Origin of the sequence: Streptomyces sp. CB02009, assembly GCF_001905825.1 — a bacterium.
GTDB lineage: Bacteria > Actinomycetota > Actinomycetes > Streptomycetales > Streptomycetaceae > Streptomyces.
Genome location: NZ_LIVV01000001.1, coordinates 197537 through 211769 on the forward strand (window position 1 = coordinate 197537; position 14233 = coordinate 211769).

Annotated in this window: 11 protein-coding genes; 4 read left to right on the forward strand and 7 right to left on the reverse strand. The window is 72.9% G+C overall.

The window, feature by feature from the left end; genetic code table 11:
• Positions 1-42: 42 nt before the first annotated feature.
• A complete protein-coding gene (locus tag AMK27_RS00960; RefSeq protein ID WP_073902120.1) occupies positions 43-2967 on the reverse strand; it encodes an FAD-binding and (Fe-S)-binding domain-containing protein in 2925 nt (974 codons plus the stop codon).
• A gap of 36 nt (positions 2968-3003) precedes the next feature.
• Positions 3004-3492, reverse strand: coding sequence for a MarR family winged helix-turn-helix transcriptional regulator (locus tag AMK27_RS00965; protein WP_073902121.1), 489 nt, complete (start codon positions 3490-3492; stop codon positions 3004-3006).
• A 90-nt stretch (positions 3493-3582) separates the two neighbouring features.
• Between AMK27_RS00965 and AMK27_RS00970 the strand changes: the two genes are divergently transcribed.
• Both AMK27_RS00970 and mltG read left to right on the forward strand, forming a co-directional pair.
• The gene (locus AMK27_RS00970) at positions 3583-5463 is read left to right on the forward strand and encodes an ABC transporter ATP-binding protein (RefSeq protein ID WP_073902122.1); all 1881 of its coding nucleotides are present in this window, start codon (positions 3583-3585) and stop codon (positions 5461-5463) included.
• Positions 5464-5769: 306 nt separating this feature from the next.
• Positions 5770-6669: an endolytic transglycosylase MltG gene (gene mltG, locus AMK27_RS00975; RefSeq protein WP_073902123.1), complete on the forward strand. Its 900-nt coding sequence runs from the start codon at positions 5770-5772 to the stop codon at positions 6667-6669.
• A gap of 6 nt (positions 6670-6675) precedes the next feature.
• Here the strand turns inward: mltG and AMK27_RS00980 are convergent, their stop codons facing one another.
• The 5 genes from AMK27_RS00980 to AMK27_RS01000 all read right to left on the reverse strand — a co-directional run bounded on the left by AMK27_RS00980 (position 6676) and on the right by AMK27_RS01000 (position 11945).
• Entirely contained in the window at positions 6676-7854 is a 1179-nt protein-coding gene (locus AMK27_RS00980; protein ID WP_073902124.1) for an NAD(P)-binding domain-containing protein, read from the reverse strand.
• A gap of 157 nt (positions 7855-8011) precedes the next feature.
• Positions 8012-9223 carry an LLM class flavin-dependent oxidoreductase gene (locus tag AMK27_RS00985; RefSeq protein WP_073902125.1) on the reverse strand — a complete coding sequence of 404 codons (1212 nt, stop codon included), beginning with the start codon at positions 9221-9223 and terminating at the stop codon, positions 8012-8014.
• Positions 9220-10254, reverse strand: coding sequence for an ABC transporter substrate-binding protein (locus tag AMK27_RS00990; RefSeq protein ID WP_073902126.1), 1035 nt, complete (start codon positions 10252-10254; stop codon positions 9220-9222). The genes AMK27_RS00985 and AMK27_RS00990 overlap by 4 nt, the downstream gene beginning before the upstream one ends.
• A 126-nt stretch (positions 10255-10380) precedes the next feature.
• Entirely contained in the window at positions 10381-11112 is a 732-nt protein-coding gene (locus AMK27_RS00995) for an ABC transporter ATP-binding protein (RefSeq protein ID WP_073902127.1), read from the reverse strand.
• The gene (locus tag AMK27_RS01000; protein WP_198955780.1) at positions 11085-11945 is read right to left on the reverse strand and encodes an ABC transporter permease; all 861 of its coding nucleotides are present in this window, start codon (positions 11943-11945) and stop codon (positions 11085-11087) included. The genes AMK27_RS00995 and AMK27_RS01000 overlap by 28 nt, the downstream gene beginning before the upstream one ends.
• Before the next feature lie 451 nt (positions 11946-12396).
• Between AMK27_RS01000 and AMK27_RS01005 the strand changes: the two genes are divergently transcribed.
• Both AMK27_RS01005 and AMK27_RS01010 read left to right on the forward strand, forming a co-directional pair.
• Positions 12397-13257: an ABC transporter ATP-binding protein gene (locus AMK27_RS01005; protein ID WP_073902128.1), complete on the forward strand. Its 861-nt coding sequence runs from the start codon at positions 12397-12399 to the stop codon at positions 13255-13257.
• The gene (locus AMK27_RS01010; RefSeq protein WP_073902129.1) at positions 13254-14231 is read left to right on the forward strand and encodes an ABC transporter substrate-binding protein; all 978 of its coding nucleotides are present in this window, start codon (positions 13254-13256) and stop codon (positions 14229-14231) included. Before AMK27_RS01005 ends, AMK27_RS01010 begins: the two co-directional genes overlap by 4 nt.
• Positions 14232-14233: the final 2 nt, after the last annotated feature.

Here is a 14233-nt window from a genome sequence, read left to right on the forward strand (position 1 = left end):
CAGGTGCGTCGGGAACCGAGGGCCGTGAGGAAGCGAGGGCCGTCAGGGCCGTGTCGCGTGCTCCAGCGCGAGGAGGACCGATCCGTACCTGCGGCCCGTCGCCCTGTCCATCCCGATCTCGCACATCCGGTTGGCCGAGAGGTGCGCGTCGAAGGGCCGTGCCGTCACCTCGGCCGCCTCCCGGGCCGTCGCCGCGGCCGTCAGCTCCGGATGCAGCATCCCCCGGTCGCCCGCGAAGGCGCAGCAGCCCGCGTCGGTGGGGACGACGACCTCCTCCGCGCAGGCCCCGGCCAGCTCCGTCAGCCTGTCCTCGTCGCCCAGGTGCCGCATCGAGCAGGTCGGATGGACCACGGCGGAGCCGACCCGGCGGCGGACGTCGAGCCGGGGGAGCAGCTCGTCCGCCGCCCACACCAGCGAGTCGACCACCGTCAGCTCGGCGTGCAGCGCCCGGTTGTCCTCCGTCAGATAGGGCACGACCTCGTGCGCGATGCCCAGCGTGCACGAGGAGGCATCCACGACCAGCGGCAGCGTCCCGCCCGCGGTCCAGCCCCAGGCCGCCTCGACGATCCGGTTCGCCATCACCTCGTTGCCCCGCTCGTACCCCTTGGAGTGCCAGATCGTCGCGCAGCACGTGCCGGCCACGTCGTCGGGGATCCACACCGGCTTCCCCGCGCGCGCCGACACCGCGACCACGGCCTCGGGGAGGGAGGGGCCCCGCTCGCCGTCCGGATTGCCGAAGATCCGGTTCACACAGGCCGGGTAGTAGACGGCGACCGCCGCGGGACGGTGGGTGCGGGGCAGCCGCCGCGCCGCCGCGCCCGGGATCTCGGGCAGCCACTCCGGTACGAGGTCGGTGCTGACCGCCTTGCGCGCCAGGCCGGTCACCGTCTCGAGGACCCGGTCCCCGATCCGGTCGGCCGCGGCGACCGCGAGCCGCGCGGAGGCCTCCGCCGCGCGGAAGTTCTTCGCGGCCAGGGCGGCGATCCGCTCCTCGCGCGAGGTGTGCCGCTCGTGCCGGAACTCCTTCATCAGCGCGCCCGTGTCGATGCCGACCGGACAGGCCAGCTTGCAGGTGGAGTCGCCGGCGCAGGTGTCGACGGCGTCGTACCCGTACGACTCCAGGAGGCGGGCCTCGACCGGGGAGCCGTCCCGCTGCCGCATCATCTCCCGGCGCAGCACGATCCGCTGGCGCGGAGTGGTCGTCAGGTCATGGCTGGGACAGGTCGGTTCGCAGAAGCCGCACTCGATGCAGGGGTCGGCGATCCGCTCCACGGTGGGGATCGTCTTGAGGCCCCGCAGATGGGCGTGCGGGTCGCGGTCCAGGACGATCCGCGGGGCGAGCACCCCGTCGGGGTCGATGGCCTCCTTGACCCGCCACATCAGGTCGGTCGCCCGGGTCCCCCACTCCAGCTCGAGGAACGGCGCGATGTTGCGGCCGGTGGCGTGCTCCGCCTTCAGGGAGCCGTCGAAGCGCTCCACGGTCAGCTTGCAGAACTCGTCCATGAAGGCGGCGTACCGCTCGACGTCGGCCGGGTCCCCCGCGTCGAAGGCGAGCAGGAAGTGGAGGTTGCCGTGCGCGGCGTGACCGGCCACGGCGGCGTCGAACCCGTGCCGGGACTGGAGGTCGAGCAGTGCCTCGCAGGCCTCCGCGAGGCGGGCCGGGGGGACCGCGAAGTCCTCGGTGATCAGGGTCGTGCCGGAGGGGCGCGAGCCGCCGACCGCCGTCACGAAGGCCTTGCGGGCCTTCCAGTAGCCGCCGATCCGCTTGGGGTCCGTGGTGAACGCGTTCTCCACGGAGGCCACCGGGGCCACCAGGTCGAGCCCGCCGACGACCTCCCGCGCCGCCCGCTCGTACGCCTCCCGCGCGGCCGCGTCCGGCGCCCGGAACTCGACCAGGAGCGCCGCCGTCTCCTTGGGCAGCTCCGCCCAGTCCGCCGGGACGCCCGCCACGCTCACCGAGGCCCGCAGGGTGTTGCCGTCCATCAGCTCGACGGCCAGCGCTCCCGCCGCGTTGAAGAGGGGGACGGCCTCGGCCGCCGCCGGCAGCGAGGGGAAGAAGAGCAGGGCGGAGGAGACCTCGCGGTCCAGCGGCAGGGTGTCGAAGACGACCTCGGAGATGAATCCGAAGGTGCCCTCGGAGCCCACCATGAGACCCCGCAGGATGCGCACCGGGGTGTCGCCGTCGAGGAACGCGTCGAGGCGGTAGCCGTTGGTGTTCTTGATGGCGTGCTTGGCGCGGATCCGGTCGGTGAGGGCGGTGTCCGCCTCGATCTCCGCCTTGAGCTCCATCAGCTCCGCGCACAGCCGCGGCTCGGCCCGCGCCAGCTCCTCGTCGGCGGCCGGGTCGGCCGTGTCGACCACGGTCCCGCTCGGCAGCACGAAGGTCAGCGAGGCGACCGTCCGGTACGAGTTCCTCGTCGTCCCGGCCGTCATGCCGGAGGCGTTGTTGGCGACGACCCCGCCGATCGTGCAGGCGATGGCGCTGGCCGGATCGGGGCCCAGGACCCGTCCGTGCGGGGCGAGCGCGGCGTTGGCCCGTACGACCGTGGTGCCGGGGCGGACCCGGGCCCGCGCGCCGCCGTCGAGGACCTCGACGCCCGCCCAGTGGCGGCGCACGTCGACCAGGATGTCCTCGCCCTGCGCCTGCCCGTTGAGGCTGGTCCCGGCGGCCCGGAAGACGACCTCGCGGCCCTTGCCGTGCGCGTACGACAGGATCGTGGAGATGTCGTCGATGTCCTCGGCGACCACGACGACCTGCGGGACGAAGCGGTACGGGCTGGCGTCGGAGGCGTACCGCACGAGGTCGGAGATCTTCGAGAGGACCTTCTCCGGGCCGAGGAGCTCGGTGAGCTCCTCGCGCAGCCGCCTCGGCGTCCCCCTGGCCTGGAGCTCCGGCACGCGGTCCGGGGCCGGACTCCGCTTCGTCCCGGGGCGGAGGGCCTGCGGGTTCGGCTCGAACAGCGGCATGTCACGGCTCCCCTTCGCGCGTCCGCGCCCGAGGGGTCAGCAGCCGCCCTCCGGGCCGGGGTCGACCAGGGCGGACAGCAGACCTCCGAGCACCTCGCGCTGTGCGGCGGTCAATGGAGCAAGGATGTCCTCTGCGGCCGCCCGGCGCGCGCTGCGCAGCTCGCGCAGCGTGGCGCGGCCCGCGTCGGTGAGCTCGATCCGCACCACCCGGCGGTTGCTCGGATCGGGCACCCGGCGCACCCGGTCGACGGCCTCCAGGCCGTCGACGAGACTGGTCACCGCACGTGGGACGACCTCGAGCCGGGCCGCGAGGTCGGCCATCCGGGGCGGCTCCCCGAAGTGCGCGACCGTGCGGAGCAGCCTGGACTGGGCGGGCGTGATGCCGACCGGCTCCAGGTGGCGCTTCTGGATCCGGTGCAGACGCCGGGTGAGGCGCAGCAGCTGCTCGGCGAGGAGGCCGTCGGTGCCCTCGGTGTCGGGTTCCCCCGAACGGCCGGGTCCGGTCGGGACGGCGGAGGTGCTCATACGGGAACAATATCAGGACCTGGTTCATTGTGAGTATAGGTAACAATGAGCTAAGCTCTCATCGACATCGCCGAACCCTCGAAGGAGCCCATGCGCCCCCACGGCCAGTCCGACTGGACGCCCCCGCCCCGCGACTCCTCGCAGCCGAAGGAGCCCGCGCAGCTGGGGCGCATCCTGCGGCTCTTCCGCCCCTACCGTGCCCGCCTGGCGCTCGTCGGCCTCCTCGTCGGCGCCGCCTCGCTCGTCACCGTCGCCTCACCCTTCCTGCTCAAGGAGATCCTCGACACCGCGATCCCCGAGGGGCGCACCGGGCTGCTCAGCCTGCTCGTCCTCGGCATGATCGCCACCGCCGTGCTGACCAGCGTCTTCGGCGTGCTCCAGACCCTGATCTCCACCACCGTCGGCCAGCGCGTCATGCACGACCTGCGCACCGGGGTCTACGAGCAGCTCCAGCGGATGCCGCTCGCCTTCTTCACGCGCACGCGTACCGGCGAGGTCCAGTCCCGCATCGCCAACGACATCGGCGGCATGCAGGCGACCGTGACCTCCACGGCCACCTCCCTCGTCTCCAACCTCACCGCCGTCATCGCGACCGTCGCCGCGATGCTCGCCCTCGACTGGCGCCTCACCCTCGTCTCGCTGCTCCTGCTGCCGGTCTTCGTGTGGATCAGCCGCCGCGTCGGCGACGAGCGCAAGCGGATCACCACCCAGCGCCAGAAGCAGATGGCCGCCATGGCCGCGACCGTCACCGAGTCCCTGTCGGTCAGCGGCATCCTGCTCGGCCGCACCATGGGCCGCGCCGACTCCCTGAGCAAGTCCTTCGCTGAGGAGTCCGAGCGCCTCGTCGACCTCGAAGTGCGCTCCTCCATGGCCGGACGGTGGCGGATGTCCACCATCGGCATCGTCATGGCCGCCATGCCCGCCCTGATCTACTGGGCCGCCGGCATCGCCCTCAGCTCCGGCGGGGCCGCCATCTCGCTCGGCACCCTCGTCGCCTTCGTCTCGCTCCAGCAGGGCCTCTTCCGGCCCGCCGTCAGCCTGCTCTCCACCGGCGTGCAGATCCAGACGTCCCTCGCGCTCTTCCAGCGCATCTTCGAGTACCTCGACCTGCCCGTGGACATCACCGAGCCCGCCGAGCCCGTCCGGCTCGCCGAGGTCCGCGGCGAGGTCGCCTTCGAGAAGGTCGACTTCCGCTACGACCCCGAGGGCGGGGACCGCCCCACGCTCGACGCCGTCGACCTGACCGTGCCCGCCGGGGGCAGCCTGGCCGTCGTCGGCCCCACCGGCTCCGGCAAGTCCACCCTCAGCTACCTGGTGCCCCGGCTCTACGACGTCACCGGCGGCCGCGTCACCCTCGACGGGGTCGACGTGCGCGACCTGGACTTCGACAGCCTCGCCCGCGCGGTCGGCGTCGTCTCCCAGGAGACGTACCTCTTCCACGCCTCCGTCGCCGACAACCTCCGCTTCGCCAAGCCGGACGCCACCGACGAGGAGATCGAGGCGGCCGCCCGCGCCGCCCAGATCCACGACCACATCGCCTCACTGCCCGAGGGGTACGACACCCTGGTCGGCGAGCGCGGCTACCGCTTCTCGGGCGGCGAGAAGCAGCGCCTCGCCATCGCCCGCACCATCCTGCGCGACCCGCCCGTACTGATCCTCGACGAGGCCACCAGCGCCCTGGACACCCGTACGGAGCACGCCGTGCAGCAGGCCATCGACGCCCTGTCGGCCGGCCGCACCACGATCACCATCGCCCACCGGCTCTCCACCGTCCGCGACGCCGACCAGATCGTCGTCCTGGAGGCGGGCCGGATCGCGGAGCGCGGCACGCACGAGGAGCTGCTCGCCCGGGACGGGAAGTACGCGGCCCTGGTCCGGCGCGACGCGCGGAGCGCCACCGGCGTCATGGACGCCGCCACCGCCGAAGCCGAACAGGCGAACGTGGGAGCGGTTGTTCCCCAGAACGTGTGATCGTTCCGGCATTCGTTGCTCAACCCCCGTACGGCGTCGGATGATTGCGGTGCGCGATCGAAGGGCTGCAGACCGTGACCGCGCAGTCCCACTGAAGCATCAGTCCCACTGATGTACCTGTACGAGGAGAAGCACCCCCATGAACGTCATCACCAACCTGCTCGCCGGCGTCCTCCACTTCCTGGGCTGGCTCGTCTGACGATCGCAGTGCCCCGGCGCCGTCGGCTCCCCGTCCCAGGGAACCGGCGGCGCCGCCGCGTGCGCGGGCTCCCCGAAAACCCGTACCCGGCGGGTTAGCGTGCGGCCATGACGTACCGGCCGCCGACACCGTACGCACCCCCACGCCGCCCCTCCCTTCCCCCGGGCCTCCGCCCCTCCCGACGCCGGCCCCGGCTCACCCGGCGCGGTCGCCTGGCGCTCCTCCTCGGAGCCCTCGTCGCCGTCGCCGCGGCCGTCGCCGTCGCCCTCCCCCTGCTCCTGACGCGGGACGAACCGGCCGTCGAACAGCCCCGGGCACTCCTCGTCCCCGAGGGCTGGCGGGCCGGCCAGGTCTACCGGGCCGTCGACCGGTCGCTCGGACTTCCCGAGGGCACCACCCGCAAGGCGGCGACCGCGTCCGCCACCGCCCTCCCGCTGCCGGCGGCCGCCGGCGGAAACCCCGAGGGCTACCTCTTCCCCGCGACGTATCCCGTCCTCGACGCCACGACCCCCGAGGAGCTGCTCCGCTTCATGGTCGACACGGCCGGGAAGCGCTTCGGGGCCGCCCGGATCGCCGAGGGCGCGCGGGCGCACGGCATGAGCGTGTACGAGACGGTGATCGCGGCCAGCGTCGTCCAGGCCGAGGCCGACAACCCGGAGGACATGGCCAAGGTCGCCCGGGTCGTCCACAACCGTCTCGCCCGGGGCATGGCCCTCCAGATGGACTCGACGCTCAACTACGCGCTCGGACGCAGCACCGTGGACACCACGGTCGAGGACACCCGGCTCCGGAGCCCGTACAACACCTACGCGCGCAAGGGCCTGCCGCCGTCGCCCATCGGCAACCCGGGGGACCAGGCCGTCGACGCGGTCATCCGTCCGGCGGACGGCGACTGGCTCTACTTCGTGACGGTGGCCCCCGGGGACACCCGCTTCACCGCCGACTACGCGACCCACCAGGCCAATGTGGCCGAGTTCAACGCCAACCGGGGTGCCGAGAAGGGCTGACCGGGATCACACGGAGACGGCCACCGGGGTGGCGACCTGAGGGGCCACGGTCGCCGGGGTGGCCTCCGAGTCGGCGACCGGGGTGGCCTCCGCGCGTGCGGGGGCGGTCCCCGTCGTGGCGGCCTCGCGCCGCAGCAGGCGCCGGATGTCCGCGACCGCCGCCCTGCCGGCCCGGTTGGCGCCGATCGTCGACGCCGACGGTCCGTACCCCACGAGGTGGACGCGCTCGTCCCGGGCCGCGCGGGTGCCCTCGACACGGATCCCGCCGCCCGGCTCGCGCAGCCGCAACGGGGTGAGGTGGTCGATCGCCGCCCGGAAGCCGGTCGCCCAGAGGATCACGTCCACGTCGACGGTCCGGCCGTCGTCCCAGACCACCCCGGTCGGCGTGATCCGGTCGAACATGGGGAGGCGGTCCAGGATCCCGCGCGCGCGTGCGGCCCGGATCGCGTCGTTGAGGGGGAGCCCGGTGACCGAGACGACGCTCTTCGGGGGCAGCCCCCGCCGGACCCGCTCCTCCACGAGCGCGACGGCGGCCCGCCCCTCCATCTCCCCGAACGGCCCCTCGCGCCAGACCGGCTCGCGCCGGGTCACCCAGAAGGTGTCGGCGGCGACGTCCGCGATCTCCATCAGGTGCTGGGTGCCGGATGCCCCGCCGCCGACGACGAGGACCCGCTTCCCGGTGAACTCCGCCGGGCCCGGGTATCCGGCGGTGTGCAGCTGGCGCCCCCGGAAGGTCTCCTGTCCCGGGTAGCGCGGCCAGAAAGGGCGGTCCCAGGTGCCGGTGGCGTTGATCAGGGCCCGGGTGGCGTACGTCCCCTCGGAGGACTCGACGAGGAGCCGCCCGGCCTCGTCCGTCCGTCCGCCGTCGCCCTCCCGGACCGCCGTGACGTCGACGGGGCGGTGGATGCGCAGGCCGAAGGTCTGCTCGTACGTGTCGAAGTACCCGCCGATCACCTCAGAGGAGGGCCGCGCGGGGTCGGCGCCGGTCAGTTCCATGCCGGGCAGCGCGTGCATGCCGTGCACCTTGCCGTACGTGAGCGAGGGCCAGCGGAACTGCCAGGCGCCGCCCGGCCGGGGGGCGTGGTCCAGGACGACGAAGTCCCTGTCCGGCTCCAGACCGGCGCGACGCAGATGGAAGGCGGCCGAGAGCCCGGCCTGTCCCGCGCCGATGACGACGACGTCCATCGGCGTCGGCTGCCCGGCCGCCGCCCCGGTCCCTGACTCTTCGACCCCGTAATCGTTCACGGTTCTACCAACCGAGGCGGGGGCGCGGATCTTCCCGCGCCCCCGCGGCGGAAGCCGTCCCGCGCCCCGCGGCCGGGGCTGTCCCGGCGGCCGCTTCCTACCGGCCGCCGGCCACGAGCAGCGGAGCACCCCCCGGTGCCGAGGCCGGCCGGCCGTTCGCGGCGGGGACGCCGAGCAGCGGGGACGGCAGGGCCGTCGGCAGCAGACCGCGCGCCGCCAGCTCCGGCCGCACGCCCTCGCCGAACCAGTACGCCTCCTCCAGATGCGGGTAGCCGGACAGGACGAAGTGCTCCACACCCAGGTCGTGGTACTCCTCGATCCGGTCCGCGACCTCGGCGTGGCTGCCGACGAGCGCGGTGCCGGCGCCGCCCCGGACGAGACCCACCCCGGCCCACAGGTTCGGGGAGATCTCCAGCCGGTCGCGGCCGAGGGAGCCGCCCTCGTGCAGCGCCAGCATCCGCTGCTGGCCGACCGACTCGCTCCGCCCCAGCACCTGCTGCGCGGCGGCGATCGTCTCGGCGTCGAGATCGGAGAGCAGCCGGTCGGCCGTCGCCCAGGCCTCGCGCGCCGAGTCGCGGGAGATCGTGTGCAGCCGGATGCCGAAGCGGACCGTACGGCCGCGCTCCTCGGCGAGGCCGCGGATCCAGTCGATCTTCTCCTTGACCTGCCACGGCGGCTCGCCCCAGGTCAGATAGACGTCCGCGTGCTCGGCCGCCACCGGGCCGGCCGCGGCGGAGGATCCGCCGAAGAAGATCTCGGGCAGCGGGTCCGGCGGCAGCGCGGTCAGCCCGCCCTCGATCCGGAAGTGCTCGCCCTCGTAGTCGAAGGGCCGCCCGCTCCACGCACCCCGCACGACCGACAGGAACTCGGCCGTGCGCGCGTACCGCCGGTCGTGGTCGAGGTGGTCGCCGAAGCGGCGCTGCTCGGCGGAGTCCCCGCCGGTCACCACGTTGAGGAGGAGCCGGCCGCGGGTGATCCGCTGGTACGTGGACGCCATCTGGGCCGCGAGCACCGGAGAGATCACCCCCGGCCGGAACGCCACCAGGAACTTGAGCCGTTCGGTGTGCTGGGCGAGCGCGACCGTGGTGAGCCAGGCGTCCTCGCACCACGTGCCGGTCGGCGTCAGCACGGCCTCGAAGCCCAGCTGCTCGGCCGCCTTGGCGATCTGGATCAGATAGTCGATGTCGGGGGCGCGCACCCCGGACACGGCGCGGTCCCGGGTGATCCCGCCGTCCGTGTAGGCGTGCCGGTCGACCAGGGTCCGGCCGTCGCCGCCGGTGGGCAGGAACCAGTGCAGATGGACTGTCATGAGGAGGCCTTTCCGTAGCTGCGCGCCGGAGTGGTGGACGGCGGCAGGTCCTTGTTGAAGCGGGTGTCGACGTAGTCGGCGAAGCGGAACGTGCGCGGGATCAGCCCGAGGGCGGCGAACGTGTCGGCGATCTTCTGCTCGGAGGCGATGGCGGCGTCGTCGAGGGCGACCGGGATACGGGTGCCGTTGCTGCGCTTCACCGCGGCGAGCGCCACCTCGTACGGCAGTCCGGTCTCCTTCGACCAGACCTTCGCCCAGGGCTCGGGGTGGTCGAACACCCAGTCCTGGGCGCGCCGGAGTCGCTCGACGAAGTCACCGATGGCCTTGGCCTTCTCGGGGTCGGCGAGCGCCGAAGGGGCGGCGACCTGGAAGCCGAGGCCGTTGACGAGTCCCCGCCCGTCGGCGAGGACCCGGCCCTTGCCGCTCAGCAGGACCTGCGAGGTGTACGGGTCCCAGACCGCCCACGCGTCCACCTTGCCGCTGGTGAACGCGGCGAGCGCGTCCGCCGGTTGCAGCAGGGTGACCTGGACGTCGGCGGGCTTCAGCCCCGCCTTCGCGAGCGAGGCGACGAGCTGGAAGTGGGCGGAGCTGCCCTGGGCGACGGCGACCTTCCTGCCCTTGAGGTCCCGGGTGCTACGCAGGGGCGAGTCCTTGGCGACGAGGATCGCCTCGCCCGCCGAGTCGCCGTGCGTGGCGGCGACCACGGTGATCTTCGAGTTCGCGCCCGCGGCGAAGACGGGCGGGGTGTTGCCGACCGAGCCGATGTCGACGGCCTTGGCGTTGACCGCCTCCAGCAGGGGTGGTCCTGACGTGAACGTCGACCATGTGACCCGGTACGGGAGGTCGTCCAGCTCACCGGCGGCCCGCAGCAGCGCCTCGGCGCCGCCCTTCTGGTCGCCGACGTTCAGGACGAGGGAGCCCTTGCCGTCGGAGTTCGAGGACGATCCGGCGGCGGAGGCCCCGGAGCAGGCGGAGGCGAGGAGCGCCAGGGGCACGAGCAGCGCCGCGGTGGACAGGCGGAAGGACTTCACAGGGATCGCTCCTTGGGGTCGGGACGAGTGAGGGGCACGAGCCCGGGGCCGGTCATGGGCATGGGCGTCGGCGTGGGTATGAGCGTGGGCGTCGGGGTGGGTACGGGCGTAGGCGTCGGGGTGGGGTCAGGCCGCGTGTCCGGCCAACTCGGACTCCCCGACGCCCAGTTCGGCCAGCAGGCGGGTCCGGAGCGCGGCCAGGGCGGGATCGCCGGCGGAGCGGGGCCGGTCCAGGTCCACGGCGGTGTCGTACGCGATGACGCCGTCCCGCATCACCAGGGCGCGGTCCGCGAGCTGCAGTGCCTCGTCCACGTCGTGGGTGACGAGCAGGACCGTGCAGCCGCGTCGCTGCCACAGCTCGGCCACCAGCCGCTGCGCCTTGATGCGGGTCAGCGCGTCGAGCGCCCCGAACGGCTCGTCGAGCAGCAGCAGGTCCGGGTCCCGTACCAAGGCCCGTGCGAGGGAAGCCCGTTGGGCCTCGCCGCCGGACAGCGTCTTCGGCCAGGCGCCCGAGCGGTCGCCGAGCCCGACCTCCGCCAGGGCCTTCTCCGCCACCGCCCGGCCCGGTTTCCCCGGCAGTCCGAGGAGCACATTGCGCCAGACCCGCTTCCACGGCATCAGGCGCGGCGCCTGGAAGGCGACGGCGCGCCGGCGGGGGACGAGGACGGTGCCGGATATCTCCCGGTCGAGCCCGGCGAGGATCCGGAGGAGGGTGGACTTGCCGCAGCCGCTGTGGCCGAGGAGCGTGGTGAACTGCCCGGCGTGCAGGGTGAGGTCGAGCCCGTCGACGACCGGTCGCCCGTCGAACGAACGGGTGAGGCCCTGGACGGTCACTGCCCGGTGAAGGTCGGTCGCCATTGCAGCAGCAGCCTTTCGAGAGTACGGACGAGGGCGTCGGCGAGAAGGCCGAGGAAGGCGTAGACGACGAGGCAGACGACGATCACGTCCGTGCGGAAGAACTCCCGCGCCTGGTTCATGAGGAAGCCGATGCCGGCGTCGGCGTTGATGGACTCGCCGAAGACCAGGGCCAGCCAGGCGGTGGCGAGGGAGTACCGCAGCCCGGTCATGGCCCCGGGCAGGGCGCCCGGCAGTACGACGTGCCGGACGAGGCCCCAGCGTCCGAGGCCCAGGGACTGCCCCGCTTCGACGAGTTGGGCGTCGACGCCGCGGATTCCGGCGTACACGTTCAGATAGAGGTGGAAGGCGACGCCGAGCGCGATCAGCGCCACCTTGGGCGCCTCGCCGATGCCCAGCCAGATGATGAGGAGCGGGATCAGGCCGACCCAGGGCACGGTCCGCAGCATCTGGACGGGTGCGTCGACGAGGTCCTCGCCGAGCCGGGAGAGCCCGGAGACCAGGGCGAGCGCGATGCCGACGATCCCGCCGATCAGCAGTCCGGCGGCGACCCGGCGCAGGGAGACGCCCATCGCGGTGGGGAGGGTCCCGTCGCCGATCAGCTCGCCGCCGGCCCGGGCGATGGTCCCCGGCGAGGCGAGCGCGTCGGCCGGCAGCACCCCGGTCGAGCTGAGCGTCTGCCACAGGGCGAGGAGCAGGACGGGCCCCACGGTGCGCCGCAGCCAGCGGGGGACAGTGGGGGTGCGGCCGGGGCCGCGATCGGGGGTGAGGGGTTCGACATCCGGCAAAGGCGATATGTCGGGCGGGGAATGGGGTGGGGCATGGCCGACCGTCATGGCGGAACTCCGGGGGAGGGGACGGGGAGAGGGCGTGCGGGTACGCGTCAGTGACCGCGGGCGGCGCGGGGTGAGCGCGGCCGGACGGCGATCAGGGCGTCAGCGGGGGCACGGGTGCGGCGCGCGGTGCCGGCGGTGCGGCGGCGCGTCGGGAGGGGTGTGAAAGGGCGTCAGCGGCCGCGGCGACACGCGGCGGAGGCCACCCGCAGCAGGTCGATGTGACCGCGCGTGGTGAGCAGGGCTGTACGCAACATGGCGCGAAGGTAGCGAGGCGCGGGTCCGGGGTCAACGGTGTCTCGGAGCGTGGACGCGCCGCGGTGGCGCGTGGACAGGGTCCGGTGCCGGAGGAGGTGGACCGGGACGAGGAGATCAGCTTGGCCTGAATGCGTCTTGTGTCCGCGACTCAGGATCCCCTTTTGCCAATCGGTAAGGTTAGGCTAACCTCCTCGACGTGCAAGCAGGTGAACAGACCGACGCGACGCTTCGTCCCCGCGGTCATGAACTCTCGGCCACGGGTGTCACCGTGGCGTACGACGGCGTCGATGTCGTCCACGACGCCTCCATGACGCTGCGCCCCGGCGAAGTGACCGTCCTGGTCGGCCCCAACGGCAGCGGCAAGTCGACGCTGCTCCGCACCCTCGCGCGGCTCCAGCAGCCCCGGACCGCCACGCTCGTGCTCGACGAGTCCGTCGACGGCCTCGCGCTGAGCCCCCGTGAGTTCTCGCGCCATGTCGCGCTGCTCACCCAGGGCCGCCCCACGCCCAGCGGGCTCACGGTGCGCGACGTGGTCGAGTTCGGCCGCTACCCGTACCGGGGACGCTGGGGCAAGGCCGACCCGGACGGCACGGAGGCGGTGGACCGCGCGCTCGCCATGACCGGCGTCACCGAACTCGCGGAACGCGGCGCCGAGCACCTCTCCGGCGGACAGCTCCAGCGCGTCTGGCTCGCCGGCTGCCTCGCCCAGCAGACGGGCGTGCTGCTGCTCGACGAACCCACGACCTACCTCGACCTGCGCTACCAGGTCGAACTCCTCGACCTCATGCGCGACCTGGCGGACGACCACGGCATCGCCGTCGGCGCCGTCCTCCACGACCTCGACCAGGCCGCGGCCGTCGCCGACCGGATCGTCCTGCTCGAAGCGGGACGGGTCGTCGCGGACGGCGACCCCGAGGACGTACTGACTCCCGAGCGGCTGACCGGAACGTACGGCATCCGCATCGAAGTAGACACCGATCCACTCACCGGCCGGCTGCGCACCCGTGCGATAGGCCGCCACCACTCGCGAAGCGAAAGGCTCAGCACCACATCATGAGACGACTCCTCCTCACCGCGGCGGCCGCCACCACCGCGGCCCTCGCCCTGTCCGCCTGCGGTACCACCGAGCCCGCCGCCGACGACGCGAAGAAGAGCACCGAGCGCATCACCCTCACCGACGACACGGGCGAGAAGGTCGAGCTCGACGGCCCCGCCAAGAAGGTCGTCGGCACCGAGTGGAACGTCGTCGAGCACCTGATCACGCTGGGCGTCGACCCGGTCGGCGTCGCCGACGTCAAGGGCTACAAGACCTGGGACACCGCCGTCCCGCTCAAGAACGAGCCCAAGGACATCGGCACCCGCGGCGAGCCGAGCGTGGAGACCGTCGCGGCCCTGAAGCCCGACCTCATCGTCGCCACCACCGACCTGCCGCCGGCCGCCGTGAAGCAGCTCCGCAAGGTCGCCCCGGTCCTGACGCTGAAGGCCGCCGACGCCGCCGACCCGATCGGCCGGATGAACGCGGACCTCGACGCCATCGCCAAGGCCACCGGCACCACCCAGAAGTCCGAGGAGCTCAAGAAGAACTTCCAGGCCAAGCTCGACGAGGGCAAGAAGGCCCTCGCCGACGCCGGTCTCGCCGGGACGAAGTACGCCTTCGCCGACGGCTACGTGATGTCCAACCAGGTCTCCATCCGCCCCTACACCAGCGGTTCGCTGATCGGCGCGGTCAGCGAGAAGATCGGTCTGAAGAACGCCTGGACCGTCAAGGGCGACCCGGCCTACGGCCTCGGCACCACCGACGTCGAGGGCCTCACCAAGCTCGGTGACGTGCAGTTCGCCTACGTCGGCAACAAGGACGACGCCGGCAGCACGCCGTTCACCGGCGTCCTCGCCAAGGACAAGGTCTGGACGTCCCTGCCGTTCGTCAAGAAGGGCAACGTGCACCGCCTTCCCGACGGCATCTGGATGTTCGGCGGTCCCCAGTCGATGAGCAAGTACGTCGACTCCGTCGTCGCCGCGCTGACGAAGTAACC